This is a genomic window from Pseudomonas brenneri (genome assembly GCF_007858285.1).
GTDB lineage: Bacteria > Pseudomonadota > Gammaproteobacteria > Pseudomonadales > Pseudomonadaceae > Aquipseudomonas > Aquipseudomonas brenneri.
Window position 1 is genome coordinate 107132 of record NZ_VFIL01000006.1, and the last position, 21441, is coordinate 128572.

Consider the following 21441-nt stretch of genomic DNA (forward strand, 5'->3'; position numbering starts at 1 on the left):
GCACCCTTTTGGAGATTGCTGCGATGAAGATCGGCGAACTGGCAAAACTGACCGACTGCCCGGTAGAAACCATCCGTTATTACGAGAAGGAAGGCCTGTTGCCGCCGCCTGCGCGCAGTGAGGGCAACTACCGCCTGTACACCCAGGCCCACACCGAGCGGCTGACCTTTATCCGCAACTGCCGCAGCCTGGACATGACCCTGGAAGAGATCCGCAGCCTGCTGGGCCTGCGCGACAGCCCCCAGGACCAGTGCGAAAGCGTCAATGCCCTGATCGACGAGCATATCCATCACGTCAAGGCGCGGATCGATGGGTTGTTGGCGTTGCAGACGCAACTGCTCGACCTGCGCCAGCGCTGTGGCGAAGGGCCGGAGATTGATCAGTGTGGGATTTTGCAGCGGCTGGAAGTCAGCGGGAGTGTGGCGACCAGTGAGGCGGAGCATTCACATGTCGGTAGAAGCCATGGCCATTAACTAATGTGAACGCCAACCAAATGTGGGAGCGGGCTTGCCCGCGATAGCGGTGGACCAGTCAATTAAGATGTCGACTGATACACCGCTATCGCGGGCAAGCCCGCTCCCACATTTTTTGACCGCGTTTAGATCAGACCGCCATCGGCGCCGTCATCGGCGCATGGTGCTCATAGCCTTCCAGCGAGAAGTCGCCCGGCTCGATCAACTCCAGCCACTCCGGCTGGTATACGCCAGTCTTGGCAAACTCCGGCACGCGGTCGCTGATCACCAGCTTGGGCGCAGCGAATGGCTCGCGCTTGAGCTGCTCGTTGAGCATGTCCAGATGGTTTTCGTAGACGTGGGCATCACCGATGAAATAGGTGAACCAGCGCGGCGTGTAGCCGGTCAGGCGGCCGATCAGGCTCAGCAGCGCAGCACCTTCGGTCAGGTTGAACGGCGTGCCCAGGCCCAGGTCGTTGGAGCGGATGTAGAGGGTCAGGGAAATCTCCCGGGTCTCGACATTCGGGTGGAACTGGTACAACAAGTGGCACGGCGGCAGGGCCATTTCATCGAGTTGGGCGCAGTTCCAGCCGTGGAACAGGATGCGGCGGCTGCCCGGGTCCTTGATGATGGTGTCGACACACTGGCGGATCTGGTCGATGGCCTTGTACAGCACCACGTAGGCCTGGCCGTCTTCCTCGCCTTCGGCGATCTGGCGATAGCCTTGGGCCAGGGTCTGCTCGATAGCGGCCTGGTTGCTCAGCGGGATCTGCTTGTACGCCGGCCACTTGCGCCATTGCACACCGTAGATTTCACCCAGGTCGTCATCGCCCTGGCGGAACGGGTTGGCCAGCCACTGTGCGTTTTCGTTGGCGTTCTGGTCCCACACCTTGCAGCCCAGGGCGCGAAACTCGGCAGCATTGTTCACCCCGCGCAAAAAGCCGCACATCTCGCCGATCGCCGACTTGAAGGCCATTTTGCGGGTGGTGATGGCCGGGAAACCTTCCTGCAGGTCAAAGCGCAACATCGCACCGGGGAAGCTGATGGTGTTCACGCCAGTGCGGTTGGCCTGCTTGGTGCCATTGTTGATGACGTGGGAAACCAGCTCTAGATATTGCTTCATGTCATTACCTGTATCGGTGAAGCCGAGGCCCATGAGCCTCGGCGTTCGAATTTATAGCGCGGTGTTCTTGATCGCCTGCGGGCGATTGTAAGCCCACCAGAGCATGCCCAGGCCTGCCAGAATCATCGGAATACTGAGAACCTGACCCATGGTCAGCCAACCGAACGCCAGGTAACCCAACTGCGCATCCGGCACCCGCACAAACTCGACGATGAAACGGAAGATCCCGTAGAACAGGGCAAACATCCCCGACACCGCCATGGTTGGCCGTGGTTTGCGCGAGAAGATGTAGAGGATCAGGAACAGCGCCACGCCCTCAAGGGCGAACTGATACAACTGCGACGGATGACGCGGCAATTGCGCCGGATCGCTGAACGGCGGGAACACCATGGCCCACGGCACGTCGGTCGGCTTGCCCCACAATTCGGCGTTGATAAAGTTACCGATACGCCCGGCACCCAGGCCAATCGGCACCATTGGCGCGACGAAGTCCATCAACTGGAAGAATGACTTGCCGTTGCGCCGGCCAAACCACCAGGCCGCGAGCATCACGCCGATAAAGCCGCCGTGGAACGCCATGCCGCCCTTCCACACCTCGAAAATCAGGGTCGGGTTGGCCAGGTACGCGCTGAGGTCGTAGAACAGCACATAGCCCAGGCGTCCGCCAACGATCACGCCCATGGACATCCAGAACACCATGTCGGAGAGCTTTTCCTTGGTCCAGGTCGGGTCGAAGCGGTTCAGGCGCCGGGAAGCCAGCAGCCAGGCACCGCCGATGCCGATCAGGTACATCAAGCCGTACCAGTGGATTTTCAGCGGACCGATGGCCAGGGCCACCGGGTCGATCTGCGGGTAAGGCAGCATTGCGACTCCTCGTTAAATCATTCGTTAGTGCGCACGGACCATGCCGGTGGGCGATTAAGCCTGCGTTACAGCAGTTCGATCAAATGAAGAAGTTCGCCCCCACGCCAAGCAGCCTGGCATGTTAACGGATGGGAGGCATCTGGCCCAACTTCGATACGATGGATAGCCGGCGGCTCTATGGGTAGAGTGGGCAAAAACACAGAGGTAATACCTTATGTGCCTGATTGTTTTCGCCTGGCGGCCGGGCCATGCCCAGCCGCTGATCGTCGCGGCCAACCGTGATGAGTTCTACGCCCGGCCCAGCCTGCCCCTGGCCCAGTGGCCGGATGCACCGCAGGTTTATGCCGGCCGCGACCAGGAAGCGGGCGGGACCTGGCTGGGGGTCGGCGCCGATGGACGGTTCGCCGCGCTGACCAATATCCGCAACCCGCACCAGCCACCGGCGCGCAAGTCCCGTGGCGAGCTGGTAGCGCGCTTTCTCAACGGGTCACTGCCAATTGACGACTATTTAGCCGATGTTAACGGCAGATCAATTGAATATGCCGGGTTCAACCTGTTAATCGGGACGCGGGACGCGTTGTGGCATTACAACGCCAATGAGTCGACGCCCACGCAACTGATGGCCGGGGTCTATGGGTTATCCAATGCCGGGCTGGATACGCCGTGGCCGAAACTGCTCAAGGCCAAGGCCGCGCTGGCCGAAGTGTTGGACGATCCGCAGCCTGAAGCCTTGCTGGGAATTTTGAGCGACCCGCAGACCGCCCCCTTTGCCGATCTGCCGGATACCGGGGTGGGGCTGGCGACGGAGAGCCTGTTGTCGAGTGTGTTTATCGCCAGCCCCAGTTATGGGACGCGAGCGAGTACCGCGCTGATTGTGCATGCCGATGGGACGCGGCGGATGGTGGAACGTAGCTTCGGGCCCCATGGTGGGCGACTCGGCGAGGTAGACATCAACCTGTAGGCGCGAGCTTGCTCGCGCCTACAGGGTTTTCGTCGCGGTCGGATTGATCATCCGCGCCAACCCCAGGCTTTTCAGGGCCAGTTGCAGCGAGCTGTGGATAACTTGCGGGTTGTCGATGGTCATCAACTCCGCCAGCAGTTCCTTGGCCTTGCTCAGGTTAATCTGGCGCAGCATCCACTTGACCTTCGGCAAGTTGGTGGCGTTCATCGACAGGCTGTCAAAGCCCATGGCCATCAACAGCACCGCCGCCGCCGGATCACCGGCCATTTCCCCGCAGATACTCACCGGCTTGCCTTCGGCATGGGCATCGCGCACTACATGTTGCAGGGCTTGCAACACCGCCGGGTGCAGGTAGTCGTAGAGGTCGGCCACCCGTGGGTTGTTGCGGTCCACGGCCAGCAGGTATTGGGTCAGGTCGTTGGAGCCCACCGACAGGAAGTCCACCTGCCGCGCCAGTTCCTTGGCCTGGTACACCGCTGCCGGGATTTCGATCATCACGCCAATTGGCGGCATCGGTACATCGGCACCTTCGTCGCGCACTTCGCCCCAGGCACGGTGGATCAGGTGCAGGGCTTCTTCCAGTTCGTGGGTGCCGGAGATCATCGGCAGGAGAATGCGCAGGTTGTTCAGGCCTTCGCTGGCCTTGAGCATGGCGCGGGTCTGGACGAGGAAGATTTCGGGGTGGTCGAGGGTAACGCGGATGCCGCGCCAACCAAGGAAGGGGTTGTCTTCCTTGATGGGGAAATAAGACAGTGACTTGTCGCCGCCGATGTCCAGGCTGCGCATCGTCACCGGTAGCGGATGGAAGGCGGACAGTTGCTCGCGATAAATCGCCAGTTGCTCCTTCTCGCTAGGGAAACGCTGGTTGATCATGAACGGCACTTCGGTGCGGTACAGCCCCACCCCTTCAGCGCCACGTTGTTGGGCACGCGCGACATCCGCCAGCAGGCCAGTATTGACCAGCAGCGGCACACGGTGGCCGTCGAGGGTCACGCAGGGCAGTTCGCGCAGGGCATCAAGGCCCTGGGACAGCTGGCGCTCCTCTTCTACAATTTCGGCATACTGCTTGCGCAGCACGTCGCTGGGGTTGGTGAAGACCTCGCCACGGTGCCCGTCGACGATCATCGAGATGCCGTCGACCTTGGCATACGGCAGGTCCACCAGGCCCATCACCGTCGGGATGCCCATGGCACGGGCCAGGATCGCCACGTGGGAGTTGCCCGAGCCCAATACCGAGACCAGGCCCACCAGTTTGCCTTCCGGCACTTCGCCGAGCATGGTGGCGGTCAGTTCTTCACTGATCAGGATGGTGTTGTCGGGGTAGACCAGGTTGGTACTGCGATCTTCCTGCAGGTAGGCCAGCAGGCGGCGACCGAGGTCACGTACATCCGAGGCGCGCTCGCGCAGGTACGCGTCGTCCATCAGTTCAAAGCGGTTGACGTGGTCGGTGACCACCTGGCGCAGTGCGCCCTGGGCCCACTGGCCGGTCTTGATCACCGTCTTGACTTCATTCCCCAGGGACGCGTCATCCAGCATCATCTGGTAAACGTCGAACAGCGCCCGTTCCTCGGGGCGCAACTGGGTGGCCAGCTTGGTCGACAGGTTGCGCATATCGGTGCGCACGCCTTCCAGGGCGGTCTTGAACAGTTTGATTTCAGCGTCGATGTCGTCGACGGTCTTGTCCGGCACCACATCGAGGTCGGCCGGTGGCAGCATGACCACCGCGGTACCGACCGCCGCGCCCGGCGAACCCGGCACGCCGACGAACTTGGCCTCCTGGATACCCTTGCCCTGGCGACCCAGGCCGCGAATCGAGCCGGTGGCTTCGGCATGGGCGATAACCCCGGCCAACTGCGCGCTCATGGTCACGAGGAAGGCTTCTTCACCTTCGTCGAACTGGCGGCGTTCTTTCTGCTGGATGACCAACACGCCGACAACACGGCGGTGGTGGATGATCGGGGCACCGAGGAAGGAGGCGTAGCGTTCTTCGCCGGTTTCGGCAAAGTAGCGATAGCGCGGGTGATCGGCCGCGTTCTCAAGGTTCAGGGGTTCTTCACGCGTCCCCACCAGGCCCACCAGACCTTCATTGGGCGCCATGCTGACCTTGCCGATGGAGCGCTTATTCAAGCCCTCCGTGGCCATCAGCACAAAACGGTTGGTCTCGGGGTCCAGCAGGTAAACCGAGCAGACCTGGCTGCCCATGGCTTCCTTGACGCGCAACACAATAATCCCCAACGCCGCCTTGAGATCCTTGGCGGAGTTAACTTCCTGGACGATCTTGCGCAGCGTATTGAGCATGGCTCGGGGTCGAACTCCGTCGTCAGTCGCGCGCTAAAAGGCGCGGGGCAAGCTCTTTGAGAGCGCGACGATAAACCTCGCGCTTGAATGTCACCACCTGGCCCAACGGATACCAATAACTGACCCAGCGCCAGCCATCGAACTCCGGTTTACCGGTCAAATCCATCCGCACCCGCTGCTCATTGGAGACCAGGCGCAGGAGAAACCACTTTTGCTTCTGGCCGATGCACAGCGGTTGGCTGTGGGTACGCACCAGGCGTTGCGGCAAACGATAGCGCAACCAGCCTCGGGTACAGGCGAGAATTTGCACATCTTCACGTTCCAGGCCTACTTCTTCGTTCAACTCGCGGTACAGGGCGTCTTCAGGGGTTTCGTCGGGGTTGATCCCGCCCTGGGGAAACTGCCAGGCATCTTGGTTGATACGGCGAGCCCATAGCACCTGTCCGGCATCATTCGTAAGAATAATCCCGACATTTGGACGGAAACCATCGGGGTCGATCACGGCAACAACCTCGCAAACGCATGTCGCCGCATTGTTCCACAAAGCTTGTTGCAGCGGCAACGAGGCTGCTTACCTTATGTGCACTCTTGTGAAAAGACCGTATTCTGGACGCCTTTTTACAGACTTTTCAGCGAGTAACCGCAATGCGCCTGGCTTTATTCGACTTGGACAACACACTTTTGGGCGGCGACAGTGACCACGCCTGGGGTGATTACCTGTGTGAGCGCGGCATTCTTGATGCCATTGCCTACAAGACCCGTAACGATGAGTTCTACCAGGATTACCTGGCCGGCAAGCTGGACAACGCCGCGTACCTGAACTTCAGCCTGGAAATCCTCGGCCGCACCGACATGGCCCAACTGGATGAATGGCACCGCGACTTCATGCGCGATTGCATCGAGCCGCTGATGCTGCCCAAGGCGGTTGAACTGCTGGCCAAGCACCGTGCTGCCGGTGACACGCTGGTGATCATCACCGCCACCAACCGCTTTGTCACCGCGCCGATTGCCGCACGTTTGGGGGTTGAAACCCTGATCGCCACCGAATGCGAGATGGCTGATGGCCGCTACACCGGACGCAGTACGGATGTGCCGTGCTTCCGTGAGGGCAAGGTGACACGTTTGAGTCGGTGGCTGGAAGAGACCGGGTATAGCCTGGAGGACAGCTATTTCTATAGCGACTCGATGAATGACCTGCCGCTGTTGGAGCAGGTGACTCATGCGGTGGCGGTGGATCCGGATGCGAATTTGCGGGCGGAGGCCCAGAAGCGTGGGTGGCCGGTGATCAGCCTGCGCGGCTGATAACCCGAATCCCTGTAGGAGCGAGCTTGCTCGCGAAAAACCTGAGCGCGACACGTTTAATCAGTGGGTACGCGTTATCGTTGACGTTTTTCGCGAGTAAGCTCGCTCCTACAATGGTTTGACGAACGCTAGACCGGCTTGGCGCCCATCAACCCAGCAATCGCCACAAACCCCACCAGGCTCACAACCGCCAGGGCCAAGGTGAATTTCGCGCTGCCCGTACCACCCAGGCGCAGGCGATTGAGGCGCACCACCAGCCAGAACCACGCCAGCGCCGCCACGGTGTAGATCACACTGGAGCCCAGGATCCAGGTCTGCCCCAAGGGCCAGCCGATCAGGTGCACCAGCCACCAACCGGTAAATGGCATGCTCACCAGGCTTACGCCCATCAACAGCCAGACAAACAGCCATGGCCGTTGCAAGGTAATCGCCGGGCCCGCGCTACGCTTGCGCCAGGTCAGCACGGCCAGTGCCAGGCCACTGGCCAGCAACAGCACCGTCGCCACCATGTGGAGAGTCTTGAGGGTCGTCAGGTATTCCATGTTTTCGATTCCTTAATGGCCGCCCAGTCAGCGTAGTCGCTCAACCGAGGAACAGCTGATAAGCCGGGTTGTCGCTTTCATCCCAATACGGGTAACCAATTGCCTCCAGCGCCGCCGGCACCAGGTGACGCTCATTGGCCGGCACTTGCAGCCCGGCGACCACACGGCCGTCCGCCGCACCGTGGTTGCGATAATGGAACATCGAGATGTTCCAGCGTCCGCCCAATTTGTTAAGAAAGTTGAACAACGCCCCCGGACGCTCCGGGAACTCGAAGCGGAACACCACTTCATTGCTCACGTGCGCCGCATGCCCGCCGACCATATGGCGGATGTGCAGCTTGGCCAGTTCGTTCTCCGTCAGGTCCAGCACCGGGAAGCCCTGCTCGGTCAGGCTGGCGATCAGCGCGCTGCGCGGGTCGTTTTCCGGGTGGGTCTGCACTCCGACGAAAATGTGTGCTTCGCTGCCGGAGTGGTAGCGGTAGTTGAATTCGGTGATCTGGCGCTTGCCCACGGCCTCACAGAAAGCCTTGAAGCTGCCCGGACGCTCGGGGATGGTCACGGCAATGATCGCTTCACGACCTTCGCCCAACTCGGCGCGCTCAGCCACATGACGCAGACGGTCGAAGTTGACGTTGGCCCCGGAGTCGATGGCAACAAAGGTCTGGCCGCTGACGCCACGGGTCTCCACATACTTCTTGATCCCGGCCACACCCAATGCACCCGCCGGCTCGGTGATGGAGCGGGTGTCGTCGTAGATGTCCTTGATCGCCGCACAGATTTCATCGGTGCTGACGGTGATCACTTCGTCTACATAGTCTTTGCAGATATCAAAGGTGTGCTGGCCGATCTGCGCCACTGCCACGCCGTCGGCAAACAGCCCAACGGTCGGTAACACCACGCGCTCGCCAGCGGCCATGGCGGCTTGCAGGCAGTTGGAGTCGTCGGGTTCGACACCGATGATCTTGATCTCGGGGCGCAGGTATTTCACATAGGCCGCGATACCGGCAATCAGGCCGCCACCGCCCACCGGGACGAAAATCGCGTCCAGCGGCCCTGGATGCTGGCGCAGGATCTCCATCGCCACCGTGCCCTGCCCGGCAATGGTGTGCGGATCATCGTAGGGGTGAATGTAGACGTAGCCTTTTTCGTCGACCAGCTTCAACGAATACGCCAGCGCTTCCGGGAAGGAATCACCGTGCAGCACCACTTTGCCACCACGGGAACGCACGCCTTCGACCTTGATCTCCGGGGTGGTCTTGGGCATCACGATCGTGGCCTTGACCCCCAGCACCTTGGCCGCGAGGGCCAGGCCCTGGGCATGGTTGCCGGCCGAGGCGGTGACCACGCCACGCGCGCGTTCCTGGGCCGTCAGTTGGGTCAGCTTGTTGTAAGCGCCGCGAATCTTGAAGGAGAACACCGGCTGCAAGTCTTCACGCTTGAGCCAGACCTTGTTACCCAGGCGCTCGGAGAGCTGGCGGGCGGTCTGCAACGGGGTTTCCACGGCAACGTCGTAAACGCGCGAGGTGAGGATCTTCTTGACGTACTGTTCGAGCATCGGAAAGCATCACTGGGCGGGTTGGGCAGGGCCGAGGAGTCTAACCCGCCTCTTGGCCGGACGACCACACGAATCCAGAGGTTTTGTTGGGTTATACTCGCGCCCCTCTTTACTCCCCGCCCGTTCCGGAGCCCGCATGACCCAGGATCAACTCAAACAGGCAGTGGCCCAGGCCGCCGTCGATTTAATCCTTCCTAAACTCGACGATAAAAGCATCGTCGGTGTTGGCACCGGCTCCACCGCCAATTGCTTTATCGACGCGCTGGCCCTGCACAAGGGCGCGTTCGACGGCGCCGTAGCCAGTTCCGAAGCCACCGCCGCGCGCCTCAAGGGCCATGGCATTCCGGTGTACGAGCTCAATACCGTGAGCGACCTGGAGTTCTACATCGACGGCGCTGACGAAAGCGACGAGCACCTGAACCTGATCAAGGGCGGCGGCGCAGCCCTGACCCGCGAGAAGATCGTCGCGGCCGTGGCCAAGACCTTTATCTGCATCGCCGACGCCAGCAAGCTGGTCCCGGTGCTGGGCAACTTCCCGCTGCCGGTGGAAGTGATCCCCATGGCCCGCAGCCACGTGGCCCGCGAGCTGGTAAAGCTGGGCGGCGACCCGGTGTACCGCGAAGGCGTGCTGACCGATAACGGCAACATCATCCTCGATGTGTTCAACATGCAGATCACCAACCCGGTGGAGCTGGAGACCCAGATCAATGCCATCGTTGGCGTGGTCACCAATGGGTTGTTTGCCGCGCGCCCTGCCGATGTGCTGCTGCTGGGCACTAGCGAAGGCGTGAAGACCCTCAAGGCCTAAGTCCACGCAGAACCCCTGTGGGAGCGGGCTTGCTCGCGAATGCGGTGTGCCAGTGATGGATATGTTGACTGACACACCGCATTCGCGAGCAAGCCCGCTCCCACATTTTTGATCGCGTCCCGTCCGATGGACATGTAACAAAAACGCTACTTTTCGCAGCAACCTCTCCCCCGCCCGCCCCAATTTGTGCGCCAGGTCACGGCATCCCCCGCCGCATCTGGTATCAAATCCGTTACAACTTATAGCCAGGCGACCCCCACTTCCAACAACGCGCCAATCCGCGACCGCCCCATGGAATGAGGCGCGCATTGTGCAATCGGTCCCGCCGAGCAACTCCCTCAACCCCTTCAAGGAAGACCTTGTGATCAAGCCCCTAGCTCTCGCTGTCAGCGTTGCCTGTGCCCTGCTTTCGACACAATCCAACGCCTACGACTATGGCGAACACGCCAATGTCACCCTGGAAAAACTGATCACCGACTACCCTGGCCGTTATCGCGGCACGGCCAATTTTGCCGGCGCTGCCGACTGGATGCAGAGCCAGATGGGCAATGCCTACGCCATCAGTCGCCAGGACTTCACCTGGAACGCCGGCAGCCGCGCCTCACAGAACGTGGTGGCCTACGCTGCCGGCACCAAGGCGCAGTACGTGGTGATTAGCGCGCACTTCGATACCTTTTTTGGCCGCCCGGCCTTGCAAGGCCTGGACGACAACGGTTCCGGTGCCAGCGTGCTGACCGAAGTGGCGAAGAACCTCGGCGGCCTGCAACTGGAAAACGGCTTGCAGATCGTCGGCTTCGGCGCCGAAGAGGAAGGCCTGCGCGGCTCCAGGGCCTTCGTCAACTCCCTGAGTGCCAGCCAGCGTGAAAACATGCTGGCGATGATCAACCTCGACAGCCTGATCACCGGCGACATGATGTACGCCCACGCCGGCCAGAACAGCACCGCCAACCCAGCCCTGGCGTCGCTGCGTGAGCACACGATGCAGATCGCCAAGGAATTGAACATCAACCTGTTCACCAACCCCGGCCTGGACCCGAAATACCCCGCAGGCACCGGTTGCTGCAGCGACGGCGAAGCCTTCGAGCCGCTGAACATTCCCATCCTGTATATCGAAGCCACCAACTGGGAACTGGGCGACCTGGACGGCTACACCCAGACCGACAACCCGGCGATCCCCGGCGGTTCGACCTGGCACGACCCCAACGAAGACAACAAGACGGTCCTGACCAATGCTTTCGGCCAGGAACGCATCGACCAGCGTCTGCGCGACTATTCGCGCCTGCTCAGCCGCCTGGTGCTGGAGCTGACCAATGCCGACTTGATGGCCTCCACCACCTCGGGCGGTGCGGTTGCGCGCAATATGCAGGACAACCTGCAGCGCCAGCACCAGGCCATGGTGCGTTTGCACGATCGCCGCTGGCTGACGTTGCAATCGGCCAGCCGTGAAGTGGGCAGCTTTGATGGCGAGATCGGCGTGGACGGCGAGTACAGCCCGGACAGCGGCTTCGACACCGCCCCTAACCCCGAAGCCCGGCGCCTGGGCCTGCATGCCCTGGGCGACTATCAACTGAGCAGCAACCTGAACATCGGCGCCAGCCTCAGCTACCTTAACGGTCGCGACAAACTGGAGCACCGTGGCAAGCTGCAAAGCGACACCTGGCAAGCCGCAGTCTATGCCTTGTTGAACGATGGCGGCCCAACCTGGCTGGCCGGCGACCTGAGCGTGGGCCACAGCAGCTTCGACTCAAAACGTAACCTGGTGATCCAGGCCAATGGCGGCCCCGTGCTGCTTAACCAGCAACTGACTGGCGAGACCGATGCCTTGTCCCTCGGCGCTCGGGTGCTCGGTGGTTATGACTTCGACCTGGGCACCCTCAAGACCGGGCCGTTTGCCGGGCTGGACTACAGCCACTACCGCATCGACAAGTTCCACGAGAAGCAGAACCTGCGCACCGCCCTTGAATATGAAGAACAGTCCTTCGACTCCCTGGAAGCCAGCCTCGGTTGGCGCGTACGCGGTGCTGTGGCCCTGCCTTACGGCTTGAGCCTGATGCCCTACGGCGACATCGCCTGGGTCAAGGAATTGGCCAACGGCCGCCTGGACGACCTGGACCTGACTGCACGGGCGGATGGCCAGGTGCGCACTGCGCGCCTGGGTTCAGTGGACAAGAGTTTTGGCCGCGCACAGGTCGGCAGCCAGTTGGCGATCACCCCGCAGCTTGGGGTGTACGCCGAAGTGAACGGCCGCCTGGGCCATGCCGAAGGTAGCCAGACCGGCTATTCCCTGGGCGTGCAGTGGATGTTCTGAGCCCCATACGATCCTTGTAGGAGCGAGCTTGCTCGCGAAGAACGTCAACGCCAACGCGTTCAGTCTGGTTAAACGCGGTGTTCTTGAGTTTTTCGCGAGCAAGCTCGCTCCTACAGTGGATCGGGTGTTTTCTTGAAGACGTAGAACAGGTTCGGCTCGCTGACCAGATACAGCGTGCCATCGTCATCCATGGCAATGCCCTCGGCCTGAGGCACGCGCTTTTTCAAGCCATGGCGCCCCTTGAGCAGCGACAGACTGCTCAAGGGGCGACCGTCGATATCCAGCTCCAACACCAAATACGACTCATCGGACAGCGCCAGCAGGTGGCCGCTGCGTTCGTCGTATTGCAGGCTGGACAGGTCGCGTACAAACAGCCCGGCATCGCGCCGGGGGTTGTTGACGACATGGACCGAGTAGGTTTTTTCCGGTTTGAAATGGGGAAAGCCGTGTACTTCGTAGATCAGCATCGGGTCCCGTTCCTTGGCGACAAACAGGCGCTTGCCCACCGAGTCATAGGCCAGCCCTTCAAACCCTTTATTGCCCTTGAGGTGCACACCCAGGGTCATCTGCTCGGCATCGGCCGCGTCGAGAAACTGTGTGTCGTCCTCCAGGTGAATCTTGATCAGGCGCTGCTGGCGTTCATCGCTGACCACATAGGTGTTCTCGCTGATGAACTCCACCGCTTCGGCATCGCCAAAACCCACCAGATTAATCCGCCGCAGGATCTTGCCGTCCAGGGACAACTCGACCAGTTCGGCGTTTTGATTGGTCACGGTAAACAGGCTCTTGCGCACCGGATCAAAGGTCAGTGCCGAGACATCATCGTCGAGGCCGTCGATGATCTGCGCCTCCAGCACCACCTGATAATCCGCCAGGCCAATGGATCGCTCATCCGCCGGCTGACGCCAGGACTGCCAATTGAACCAGGCACGCTCGAATAAACGGAAATTCTGCGCAACCACTCCACCGCCGATCAGAGCGATCAACAACAGGATAAGAAGTGCAGGTTTGGGGCGGGCAAATCGGCGCATGGGGGCTGGCTCAAAGTCAAAACTGGCAAATGAATATCACAGCAGTCTGAATTTAAACTTAAACGCCCCTCACTGTCTGGCGAATGCCGCTCATAGGGAAGAATCCGACGTAATCAATCGACTATTTCTGCTTCTCGAAACGATAGAACAGGTTTGGCTCACTGACCATGTACAGCGTACCGTTCTCGTCCATGGCCACGCCTTCGGCGCGTGGGATGGTGTCTTTCAGACCGTTGAAACCGCCGAGCACGGTCATGAAGCTGACTTGCTCACCCTTTTCGTCCAGCTCCAGCAGCAGATTGGAATCGGCGGACAACACCAACAGGTGACCGGTACGCGGATCGATGCTCAAGGCGGAAAGGTTGCGTATATCCAACTCGGTACTGGGCAATACCTGCTTGTCGCCCGTCAGGGCCTGACCGCCGTTGCTTTTCCAGGTAAACAGCTGCGCTGGCCGCTCTTTGCCCAGGATCAGTTGTTGATTGCGTTTATCCCAGGCTGCGCCTTCAAACGCCTTGTTCTGATTCTCGGAAGGGCCCAGGTCATAGGTCGGGAAGTCCGCGAAAGCCAATTGGCGTGTGTCGGCATCCACCTTGACCAGGGTCAGGGAGTGCCGGCGCTCATCAACAATACCGAGCACGCCATTTTCCATCACCGTCACGCCTTCAGGGTTGCTCCAGCCGACCAGAGGCATTTTGCGCAGCACATCACCCTGCAGGCTGAGCTCCACCAGGAATGGGTTGCGCCCCATGACTGCGAACAAGGTTTTGGTCTGGGGGTTGTAGGCCAAGTCCGAAGCCTCGTCCTTTTCCATGCCGGGCAACGGTTTGGCGTCGATCACGGCCTGGTAGTCCGGAAGCCAGACACTTTCCTGGCGTTCAACCGGGGTTTCGAAACGTTCCAGCACCCATAACGCGCCACGGTCATCCCAGTGCATCAACCAGGAGACCCCGTACATGAGCGCCCCGACCAGGAACAGCCAGGAGTACCAGCGCATCTTCAAGCGCGGACGAGGAGTGGGTTTCACAGAAGGGAGCGGCACGGCCATGGAGGCTTTCCAGATATTCAGCTGTAGGGGGAAGCCCAGGCGATATACGCCCGCGTGCCTTATGACTGGGGATTATCCGGATAACGTGTGAAAAAAATGCAAAACCCCGACTTGCGGATACACACCAATAAATCGTGGGGGCGGGCTTGCTCGCGATAACGGTCTATCAGTCGACATATTCGTTAACTGACAGTCCGTTATCGCGAGCAAGCCCGCTCCCACATTCGTTTAGCGCACGCTGCTTTCGAAGCGGCTCACGCCCGGCAGTTCCAGCACCAACTCATCGCCCACATTCAGCGGGCCGACACCGGCTGGCGTACCGGTGAGGATCACATCACCGGCCTGCAGCGAGAAGCAGCCGGCCATGTGCTGGATCATCGGTACGATCGGGTTGAGCATATGCGAACTGTTGCCGTCCTGGCGCACCTGGCCATTGATGGTCAGGCGAATGCCGATATCGGCCAGGTCCGGGAACGTGCTGCCGACCACAAAGGGCGCGATCACTGCCGCACCATCGAAGGACTTGGCGATTTCCCACGGCAACCCCTTGGCCTTGAGCTCGGCCTGCTTGTCGCGCAGGGTCAGGTCCAGGGCCGGGGCAAAGCCGGAGATGGCATCCAGCACTTCTTCACGGCTCGGGGTTTTCGACAGGGGCTTGCCGATCAACACCGCGATTTCCGCTTCGTAATGCACCGAACCGCGCTCGGCCGGAATGGCAAAACCGTCTTCCAATGGCACCACGCAACTGCCCGGCTTGATAAACAGCAGCGGCTCGGTCGGCACCGGGTTATCCAGCTCCTTGGCGTGTTCGGCGTAGTTGCGCCCGATGCAAACCACTTTGCCCAGTGGAAAGTGGATGTTGGTGCCGTCGACGTACTTATGCTGATAGCTCATGGACCACTTCCTCTTTCGTGATGATTAAACAGCGAAGATCTTGCCCGGGTTCATGATCCCGTTCGGGTCGAACACGGCCTTCACCGCCTTCATATATTCGATTTCAACCGGGGAGCGGCTGTAGGTCAGGTAATCACGCTTGGTCATGCCCACGCCATGTTCGGCGGAGATCGAACCGTTGTACTTCTCGACGGTTTCAAACACCCACTTGTTGACGGTGGCGCACTTGGCGAAGAACTCATCCTTGGACAGGTTTTGTGGCTTGAGGATGTTCAAGTGCAGGTTGCCGTCGCCAATGTGGCCGAACCAGACAATTTCGAAGTCTGGGTAATGTTCGCCGACGATCGCATCGATTTCCTTCAAGAACGCCGGCACTTTCGACACGGTGACCGAGATGTCGTTCTTGTACGGCGTCCAGTGCGAGATGGTCTCGGAGATGTACTCACGCAGCTTCCACAGGTTGTGCAACTGGGTTTCGCTCTGGCTCATCACGCCATCCAGCACCCAGCCCTGTTCGACACAGTGCTCAAAGGTTTCCAGGGCGTGGTTGGCAACTTCTTCGGTGGTGGCTTCGAATTCCAGCAGGGCATAGAACGGGCAATCGGTCTCGAACGGCGCCGGCACGTCGCCACGGCCGAGGACTTTGGCCAGGGCCTTGTCGGAGAAGAACTCGAACGCCGTCAGATCCAGCTTGCTCTGGAACGCATGCAACACCGGCATGATCGAGTCGAAATCAGTCGTACCGAGGACCATGGCGGTCAGGTTCTTCGGCGCACGGTCCAGGCGCATGGTGGCTTCGACCACAAAACCCAGGGTGCCTTCGGCGCCGATAAACAGCTGGCGCATGTCGTAGCCGGTGGCGTTCTTGATCAGGTCGCGGTTGAGCTCCAGTACATCGCCCTTGCCGGTGACGACCTTCATGCCGGCCACCCAGTTGCGGGTCATGCCGTAGCGAATGACCTTGATCCCGCCGGCATTGGTGCCGATATTGCCGCCAATCTGGCTGGAGCCGGACGAAGCGAAGTCCACCGGGTAGTACAGGCCGTTTTCTTCGGCGGTGTTCTGCAATTGCTTGGTGACCACGCCCGGCTGGCACACGGCGGTGCGGTCGGTGAGGTTCACGTCGAGAATCTGGTTCATGTAGTCGAACGACACCACCACTTCGCCATTGGCGGCAACGGCAGCAGCCGACAGACCGGTACGCCCACCGGATGGCACCAGCGCCACCTTGTGTTCATTGGCCCAACGGACAATGGCCTGCACCTGCTCAATGGTCTTGGGGAAGACGATGGCGGTCGGCGCGGGGGCGAAGTGCTTGGTCCAATCCTTGCCGTAAGCCTCCAGGGAGTCTGCATCGGTCAGCACTTTGCCGGGCTCAACCAGGGTCTTTAGCTCATCAATCAGGGCAGGATGGGTCATCGACAGAACTCTCGAACAATTCATGGTCATCCTGAGAACGCTTCACGTCGCAGGAATGAGTGTTTAGCGGGGCGCGTATGCTAGCATACCGCCCCCGCAGGACAGAGCCCAAGGGCGTTTCTGCGGTGACGGCTTTCCTGCCGTCCGGGTCAGCTTGCGCTGCTCGATTCCCTGCCATTTTTCTCCGGGATACAGGTTTACGCAGATGAGCAAGACTTCTCTCGATAAGAGCAAGATCAAGTTCCTTCTTCTGGAAGGCGTCCACCCATCGGCCGTCGACGTCCTAAAGGCCGCCGGGTACACCAGCATTGAGTACATCACCAGTTCTCTGCCGGAATCCCAGCTCAAGGAAAAGATCGCCGACGCGCACTTTATCGGCATTCGCTCCCGCACCCAGCTGACCGAAGAGATCTTCGACCACGCCAAGAAGCTGGTGGCTGTCGGCTGTTTCTGCATCGGCACCAACCAGGTGGACCTCAATGCAGCGCGCGAGCGCGGTATCGCAGTGTTCAACGCCCCGTACTCCAACACCCGTTCCGTGGCGGAGCTGGTATTGGCCGAGGCCATCCTGTTGCTGCGCGGCATCCCCGAGAAGAACGCTTCCTGCCACCGTGGCGGCTGGATCAAGAGCGCGGCCAACTCCTTCGAAATCCGCGGCAAGAAGCTGGGTATCGTTGGTTACGGTTCGATCGGCACGCAATTGTCGGTACTGGCCGAAGGCCTGGGGATGCAGGTGTTCTTCTATGACACCCTGACCAAGCTGCCGCTGGGCAACGCCACCCAGGTGTCGAGCCTGACCGAGCTGCTGGGCATGTCCGATATCGTGACCCTGCACGTTCCGGAAACCGCTGAGACCCAGTGGATGATCGGCGAGAAGGAAATCCGCGCCATCAAGAAAGGCGGGATCCTGATCAACGCCGCACGCGGCACCGTGGTCGAACTGGATGCCCTGGCCGACGCGATCAAGGACAAGCACCTGATCGGCGCCGCCATCGACGTGTTCCCGGTGGAGCCACGCTCCAACGATGACATCTTCGAAAGCCCGCTGCGTGGCCTGGACAACGTGATCCTGACCCCGCACATCGGCGGCTCCACCGCTGAAGCCCAGGCCAACATCGGCCTGGAAGTGGCGGAAAAGCTGGTCAAGTACAGCGACAACGGTACGTCGGTGTCCTCGGTCAACTTCCCGGAGGTAGCCCTGCCGGCTCACCCTGGCAAGCACCGTCTGCTGCACATCCACCAGAACATCCCGGGTGTGATGATGGAGATCAACAAGGTATTCGCGGAAAACGGCATCAACATTTCCGGTCAATTCCTGCAGACCAACGAGAAGGTTGGCTACGTGGTGATCGACGTCGACGCCGAGTACTCGGACCTGGCGCAAGAGAAGCTGCAGCACATCAGCGGTACTATCCGTAGCCGCGTGTTGTTCTAAGGTTTCAGACGCACCACGAAGAAGGGAGCCCTGAGGGCTCCCTTTTTTTCGTCTGAACAAATCTTACTTGACGGTAACGGTGATCACTTTTGAGGCTACAGTAGGTTCAAACTGACGGTGAACGTTATCGCCCGCCACCAGTTGCAGGGTGTGCTTGCCCGGGGCCAGGGTCAGTTCGGTCTTGGTTTGTGCCTTGCCGAAGTGGATCACGGTATCGGTGGCTGGAATCGGCTGGCTTGGGTCAGGCAATGCCTTCTGATCAACCAGCAAGTGGTGATGGCCGGCACCTGGGACTTGTTTGTCGATAGGCTCAAGGTCCATGCCCTTGATGCCAAACTCAACGGTGAAGGTCTTGTCGACGGTAGCGCCATCCTTAGGCGAGACAATAAACACCTCAGCCCCCTTGGGCGCAGGTGTACGTGGGATATCGGCGGCTGACGCCAGCATGGAAGCTCCCAGCAAAAGACTGGCCAGGGTTGCACGAGACAAAATGGCTTTCATTAACTTCTCCAGTTTTTCTGTGAAATCTGTAGGGTTATGACAACTTAGTGACGAAACGTTGTCCAAGGCACTCGACACCATAGCAAAGCGAGCCTGAACCGCGTCTCGCACCTTCGAATTCTTTAGGAGTGACCATGCGCTTTTTGCCTGGCCTGTTACTTTTGCTGCCTCTTCTGAGCCCCTTGGCTCACGCCGAACTGTTCGACGACGTGTTTGACCGTGGGGAACTGCGCATTGCCCTCGAAGCCGATACGCCACCCTTCAACTTCAAGGAAGGCGACAAACTCACCGGTTTTGAAGTGGAGCTGGGTGAGTTGCTGGCGCGGGAAATGGACGTACGTGCCTCCTTTATCACCACCGACGACAGCGACTTGCTGCCCGGTGTAGAGAGCGGCAAGTACGACGTGGCGATTAACCATATCGCTGTGACTGCGCAACTGCAGGATCGTTTCGATTTCAGCGTGCCGTATAGCTATGCCAATGCCCAGATGCTTGCGAAAAAGCAACAAAAGCGTCTGCTGGGCAACCTCGACACCCTCACCAGCAGCCAATTTGCCGCCAAGCCCACCGAGGGTGTGGACCTGCGCAACCGTGTCGATGCCAAGGCCACGTTGACCCTGGCCATCCCGTTCCATAAGGGCAACCCGGCGTTCAAGTCGAGCCTGGACAAGGCGCTGGAGCGCATCAAGGCCGATGGACGGCTGGCGGCGCTGTCACAAAAGTGGCTGGAGGCCGACACCAGCAAACCCACCAAATAGGCTTGTGAGTGGGCTTTTGTGGGAGCGGGCTTGCTCGCTCCCACAAAAAGCCTGGTCCTAGATTGGATTTAGGTGGGGTTTGGGAGCTGGTCCAGGGCTACCACCGCCTCGGCCAACTCCAACTCGCTGAACACCTGCACCCCATGGCGCTTGAGCAACGCTGCCGTCACCCCTTCGCCCGTGACTTTCACCCCACTGAACGTGCCGTCATAAGTCAGCAGATTGCCGCATGAGGGGCTGTTGGCCTTGAGCACGGCGATGCGGATGCCATGGCGCTGCACCAGGGCCAGGGCCTGCCGCGCGCCATCGAGAAAGGCTTCGCTGAAGTCCTCGCCATCGGCAGTCAGCACTTGCGCACGACCTTCCCACACATCCATCCCCTGCCCGCCCGGAATCTCGGCAGAAGGGCGTGGCGTAGGCAGGCCGCCAGCGACTTCCGGGCACACCGCAACCACCCGGCCTTCGGCCTGCCAGGCGGCCAGTTGGTCGAACGGCCCGCTGGCCCCGCCGTCATAACGTACGCGATGCCCCAGCAGGCAGCGGCTGACCAGAATCTTTTGCATGCTCAAAACGGCTCGTTGCCCCGCCGGCGAAACCAGCCGGTCAGGGACAGGCGCTCGCGATGGGCAGGCAGGACTTCGTGGGGTACTTCCCCCGACAGGAACACCACCAGGCACCCGCCGGTGGGGTCCACGTCGTGTTCGACGCCATCCTTGAGGTACATGCGTAACTGGCCGCCATGTTCGGGCAGCCAGTCCTGGTTCAGGTAGACCACCGCCGAGACCATGCGCCGGTCATCGTCGCGAAAACGGTCGAGGTGCTTGAGGTAGAACGCCCCCGGCGGGTACATCGCGAAGTGGCATTCAAACTCTTCCAGGCCCAGGAACAGCCCTCGGTTCATTGCCAGTCGCAGGCTGTCCATCAACAGCAGATAGCGATCGCAAATAGGCGCCTGGCCGGGCTCCAGCCATTGGATATGGTCGCCACGGATCCCCTCGCGAATCTCCTGGGCCGGCCCGCGTCCGACAGCGGCCGGTGCCAATTCACCTTCAACGGCACGTTTATGGCACTCAGCCGCCAGTTCCAGGGTCAGAGCCTCTGGCAGGAAGATGTTCTGCTGCGACCAACCTTTCACGGCCAGGTCGTCGACGATGCGTAGCAGCAGCGGGTCATCAGGGGATATTTGCATGGCGCGCATAGTATCCATACGCCTGGAAAACCGACAGCGCCGCCGAGCACCTAAATACACTTTAGTCAGGCAACTGATAGGACTTCTCGACAAATCCTACGCCCGACACGGACAATAGTGGCCGACTGACAGGAGTCCATATGCGTCGTTTGTTTTTATCCTTGCTGATGTTCTGCGTGTTGCCCGCCTGGGCAGACAGCCATGACCAGTTGTACACGGTCGCCGGCTGGCCGCAACAACGTGCGCATTTCAGTGACGCCTTGAGTGCCGCCCAGCAGCGCTACCGCAACAGCTTGCCGCCGGCGGTGTACCAGGCGCTGGTGGACAACAGCAATAAACGCTTCGCCCCCAAGGCCATGGATCAGCGGGCTGAAGCCCAGTTGCGCCAGAACCTGGCCGATCCAAAACCCGCGCTGGCGTTTTTCCAGTCGCCTCTGGGGCGCAAGATTGTCGCCGCCGAATTGCTGGCGACCCGCCGTGACCAGTTGGCCAAGAATGCCCAGGGCTTGCCACAGATCCAGGCCGACGCCACCCGCAGCCTGATCATCGGCCACTTGGCCCAGGCCCTGCCCGCCCGCGAAGCCGGGGCCGAGGTCAGCCTGGCGATTGCTGGCGTGGCAGCAGACAGCCTGAGCCAGATGATCCCCGGTCTGTTGGGCGGCGGTCAGGCGCAGAGTATGTTGAACGGTCAGCGCGAGCGCTTGATGCAGCAGATCGGCAATGACCTGAACAGCACCTTGTTGTATGTGTATCGGGACTTGTCAGACCCGGAGCTGGAAGAGTTCGCCACGTTTGCCGAGTCACCGCAAGGCAAGGCGTATTACCAAGCGGCGCTGGCAGCGATCCGTGCCGGCCTGGCGGTCGGCCAAAGCACCTCCAGCCTGGCCCCCTGACGCCCCTCCCCCTGTAGGAGCGAGCTTGCTCGCGAAAAACTCAAGGACGCCGCGTCTAAC

21 protein-coding genes are annotated in these 21441 nt (G+C 60.5%); 8 read left to right on the forward strand and 13 right to left on the reverse strand.

Translation table 11 applies throughout. The annotated features are described in order from the left end of the window. Positions 1-23 precede the first annotated feature (23 nt). On the forward strand, positions 24-473 hold the full coding sequence (gene cadR / locus FJD34_RS14675; RefSeq protein WP_032858858.1) for a Cd(II)/Pb(II)-responsive transcriptional regulator: 450 nt from the start codon (positions 24-26) through the stop codon (positions 471-473). A gap of 130 nt (positions 474-603) precedes the next feature. On the opposite strand, the gene FJD34_RS14680 is transcribed toward cadR, so the two are convergent. Next, positions 604-1575 (reverse strand): thymidylate synthase, encoded by a 972-nt coding sequence (locus tag FJD34_RS14680; RefSeq protein WP_065942340.1) that lies wholly within the window; start codon positions 1573-1575, stop codon positions 604-606. Positions 1576-1626: 51 nt separating this feature from the next. Continuing rightward, complete coding sequence (gene lgt / locus FJD34_RS14685) at positions 1627-2439, reverse strand: prolipoprotein diacylglyceryl transferase (protein WP_032858860.1); 813 nt, start codon at positions 2437-2439, stop codon at positions 1627-1629. Between the two features lie 214 nt (positions 2440-2653). Between lgt and FJD34_RS14690 the strand changes: the two genes are divergently transcribed. Further along, positions 2654-3400: an NRDE family protein gene (locus tag FJD34_RS14690; RefSeq protein WP_032858862.1), complete on the forward strand. Its 747-nt coding sequence runs from the start codon at positions 2654-2656 to the stop codon at positions 3398-3400. An 18-nt stretch (positions 3401-3418) separates the two neighbouring features. Here the strand turns inward: FJD34_RS14690 and ptsP are convergent, their stop codons facing one another. Together ptsP and FJD34_RS14700 are read right to left on the reverse strand one after the other, a co-directional pair. Next, entirely contained in the window at positions 3419-5698 is a 2280-nt protein-coding gene (gene ptsP, locus FJD34_RS14695) for a phosphoenolpyruvate--protein phosphotransferase (RefSeq protein WP_032858864.1), read from the reverse strand. A gap of 22 nt (positions 5699-5720) precedes the next feature. Next, entirely contained in the window at positions 5721-6200 is a 480-nt protein-coding gene (locus FJD34_RS14700) for an RNA pyrophosphohydrolase (protein ID WP_032858866.1), read from the reverse strand. A gap of 143 nt (positions 6201-6343) precedes the next feature. On the opposite strand from FJD34_RS14700, the gene FJD34_RS14705 reads away from it, so the two are divergent. Beyond that, positions 6344-7000: a histidinol-phosphatase gene (locus FJD34_RS14705; RefSeq protein WP_090292341.1), complete on the forward strand. Its 657-nt coding sequence runs from the start codon at positions 6344-6346 to the stop codon at positions 6998-7000. 128 nt (positions 7001-7128) lie between these two features. Here FJD34_RS14705 and FJD34_RS14710 read toward each other — a convergent pair whose 3' ends face one another. Together FJD34_RS14710 and ilvA are read right to left on the reverse strand one after the other, a co-directional pair. Continuing rightward, a complete protein-coding gene (locus tag FJD34_RS14710; RefSeq protein WP_032858870.1) occupies positions 7129-7542 on the reverse strand; it encodes a DUF2269 family protein in 414 nt (137 codons plus the stop codon). Positions 7543-7582: 40 nt separating this feature from the next. After that, positions 7583-9097 (reverse strand): threonine ammonia-lyase, biosynthetic, encoded by a 1515-nt coding sequence (ilvA, locus tag FJD34_RS14715; RefSeq protein WP_032858872.1) that lies wholly within the window; start codon positions 9095-9097, stop codon positions 7583-7585. Positions 9098-9233: 136 nt separating this feature from the next. On the opposite strand from ilvA, the gene rpiA reads away from it, so the two are divergent. Continuing rightward, positions 9234-9905 (forward strand): ribose-5-phosphate isomerase RpiA, encoded by a 672-nt coding sequence (rpiA, locus tag FJD34_RS14720; RefSeq protein ID WP_029289406.1) that lies wholly within the window; start codon positions 9234-9236, stop codon positions 9903-9905. 361 nt (positions 9906-10266) lie between these two features. Next, positions 10267-12213, forward strand: coding sequence for an autotransporter domain-containing protein (locus FJD34_RS14725; RefSeq protein WP_090293217.1), 1947 nt, complete (start codon positions 10267-10269; stop codon positions 12211-12213). A 110-nt stretch (positions 12214-12323) separates the two neighbouring features. On the opposite strand, the gene FJD34_RS14730 is transcribed toward FJD34_RS14725, so the two are convergent. The 4 genes from FJD34_RS14730 to FJD34_RS14750 all read right to left on the reverse strand — a co-directional run bounded on the left by FJD34_RS14730 (position 12324) and on the right by FJD34_RS14750 (position 16605). Beyond that, complete coding sequence (locus FJD34_RS14730; protein ID WP_090292343.1) at positions 12324-13244, reverse strand: SdiA-regulated domain-containing protein; 921 nt, start codon at positions 13242-13244, stop codon at positions 12324-12326. Between the two features lie 121 nt (positions 13245-13365). Next, positions 13366-14292: an SdiA-regulated domain-containing protein gene (locus FJD34_RS14735; protein WP_032858877.1), complete on the reverse strand. Its 927-nt coding sequence runs from the start codon at positions 14290-14292 to the stop codon at positions 13366-13368. Between the two features lie 228 nt (positions 14293-14520). Then, positions 14521-15186 (reverse strand): fumarylacetoacetate hydrolase family protein, encoded by a 666-nt coding sequence (locus FJD34_RS14745; protein ID WP_090292345.1) that lies wholly within the window; start codon positions 15184-15186, stop codon positions 14521-14523. A gap of 24 nt (positions 15187-15210) precedes the next feature. After that, positions 15211-16605 (reverse strand): FAD-binding oxidoreductase, encoded by a 1395-nt coding sequence (locus FJD34_RS14750; RefSeq protein WP_065942333.1) that lies wholly within the window; start codon positions 16603-16605, stop codon positions 15211-15213. Positions 16606-16810: 205 nt separating this feature from the next. Here FJD34_RS14750 and serA point away from each other — a divergent pair, with 205 nt between their 5' ends. Further along, a complete protein-coding gene (gene serA / locus FJD34_RS14760; RefSeq protein WP_029289418.1) occupies positions 16811-18040 on the forward strand; it encodes a phosphoglycerate dehydrogenase in 1230 nt (409 codons plus the stop codon). Positions 18041-18103: 63 nt separating this feature from the next. On the opposite strand, the gene FJD34_RS14765 is transcribed toward serA, so the two are convergent. Further along, the gene (locus FJD34_RS14765) at positions 18104-18541 is read right to left on the reverse strand and encodes a DUF4399 domain-containing protein (protein ID WP_032858882.1); all 438 of its coding nucleotides are present in this window, start codon (positions 18539-18541) and stop codon (positions 18104-18106) included. 134 nt (positions 18542-18675) lie between these two features. Here FJD34_RS14765 and FJD34_RS14770 point away from each other — a divergent pair, with 134 nt between their 5' ends. Continuing rightward, positions 18676-19299 carry a transporter substrate-binding domain-containing protein gene (locus FJD34_RS14770; protein ID WP_032858883.1) on the forward strand — a complete coding sequence of 208 codons (624 nt, stop codon included), beginning with the start codon at positions 18676-18678 and terminating at the stop codon, positions 19297-19299. 68 nt (positions 19300-19367) lie between these two features. Here FJD34_RS14770 and FJD34_RS14775 read toward each other — a convergent pair whose 3' ends face one another. Together FJD34_RS14775 and FJD34_RS14780 are read right to left on the reverse strand one after the other, a co-directional pair. Then, positions 19368-19862: a 2-thiouracil desulfurase family protein gene (locus FJD34_RS14775; RefSeq protein ID WP_065942334.1), complete on the reverse strand. Its 495-nt coding sequence runs from the start codon at positions 19860-19862 to the stop codon at positions 19368-19370. A gap of 2 nt (positions 19863-19864) precedes the next feature. Continuing rightward, positions 19865-20497, reverse strand: coding sequence for a 2OG-Fe(II) oxygenase (locus FJD34_RS14780; RefSeq protein WP_032858887.1), 633 nt, complete (start codon positions 20495-20497; stop codon positions 19865-19867). Between the two features lie 131 nt (positions 20498-20628). Between FJD34_RS14780 and FJD34_RS14785 the strand changes: the two genes are divergently transcribed. Further along, positions 20629-21381, forward strand: coding sequence for a DUF2059 domain-containing protein (locus FJD34_RS14785; protein WP_090292348.1), 753 nt, complete (start codon positions 20629-20631; stop codon positions 21379-21381). Positions 21382-21441: the final 60 nt, after the last annotated feature.

What these genes read in the sequence shown, in the direction of transcription:
- FJD34_RS14735 (WP_032858877.1), bottom strand. Translation starts at nt 14,292, where the DNA reads ATGGCCGTGCCGCTCCCTTCTGTGAAACCCACTCCTCGTCCGCGCTTG.
- ptsP (WP_032858864.1), bottom strand. Translation starts at nt 5,698, where the DNA reads ATGCTCAATACGCTGCGCAAGATCGTCCAGGAAGTTAACTCCGCCAAG.
- FJD34_RS14785 (WP_090292348.1), top strand. Translation starts at nt 20,629, where the DNA reads ATGCGTCGTTTGTTTTTATCCTTGCTGATGTTCTGCGTGTTGCCCGCC.
- cadR (WP_032858858.1), top strand. Translation starts at nt 24, where the DNA reads ATGAAGATCGGCGAACTGGCAAAACTGACCGACTGCCCGGTAGAAACC.
- FJD34_RS14705 (WP_090292341.1), top strand. Translation starts at nt 6,344, where the DNA reads ATGCGCCTGGCTTTATTCGACTTGGACAACACACTTTTGGGCGGCGAC.
- FJD34_RS14770 (WP_032858883.1), top strand. Translation starts at nt 18,676, where the DNA reads ATGCGCTTTTTGCCTGGCCTGTTACTTTTGCTGCCTCTTCTGAGCCCC.
- ilvA (WP_032858872.1), bottom strand. Translation starts at nt 9,097, where the DNA reads ATGCTCGAACAGTACGTCAAGAAGATCCTCACCTCGCGCGTTTACGAC.
- rpiA (WP_029289406.1), top strand. Translation starts at nt 9,234, where the DNA reads ATGACCCAGGATCAACTCAAACAGGCAGTGGCCCAGGCCGCCGTCGAT.
- FJD34_RS14775 (WP_065942334.1), bottom strand. Translation starts at nt 19,862, where the DNA reads ATGCAAAAGATTCTGGTCAGCCGCTGCCTGCTGGGGCATCGCGTACGT.
- FJD34_RS14730 (WP_090292343.1), bottom strand. Translation starts at nt 13,244, where the DNA reads ATGCGCCGATTTGCCCGCCCCAAACCTGCACTTCTTATCCTGTTGTTG.
- lgt (WP_032858860.1), bottom strand. Translation starts at nt 2,439, where the DNA reads ATGCTGCCTTACCCGCAGATCGACCCGGTGGCCCTGGCCATCGGTCCG.
- FJD34_RS14765 (WP_032858882.1), bottom strand. Translation starts at nt 18,541, where the DNA reads ATGAAAGCCATTTTGTCTCGTGCAACCCTGGCCAGTCTTTTGCTGGGA.
- FJD34_RS14780 (WP_032858887.1), bottom strand. Translation starts at nt 20,497, where the DNA reads ATGCGCGCCATGCAAATATCCCCTGATGACCCGCTGCTGCTACGCATC.
- serA (WP_029289418.1), top strand. Translation starts at nt 16,811, where the DNA reads ATGAGCAAGACTTCTCTCGATAAGAGCAAGATCAAGTTCCTTCTTCTG.
- FJD34_RS14750 (WP_065942333.1), bottom strand. Translation starts at nt 16,605, where the DNA reads ATGACCCATCCTGCCCTGATTGATGAGCTAAAGACCCTGGTTGAGCCC.
- FJD34_RS14745 (WP_090292345.1), bottom strand. Translation starts at nt 15,186, where the DNA reads ATGAGCTATCAGCATAAGTACGTCGACGGCACCAACATCCACTTTCCA.
- FJD34_RS14680 (WP_065942340.1), bottom strand. Translation starts at nt 1,575, where the DNA reads ATGAAGCAATATCTAGAGCTGGTTTCCCACGTCATCAACAATGGCACC.
- FJD34_RS14690 (WP_032858862.1), top strand. Translation starts at nt 2,654, where the DNA reads ATGTGCCTGATTGTTTTCGCCTGGCGGCCGGGCCATGCCCAGCCGCTG.
- FJD34_RS14710 (WP_032858870.1), bottom strand. Translation starts at nt 7,542, where the DNA reads ATGGAATACCTGACGACCCTCAAGACTCTCCACATGGTGGCGACGGTG.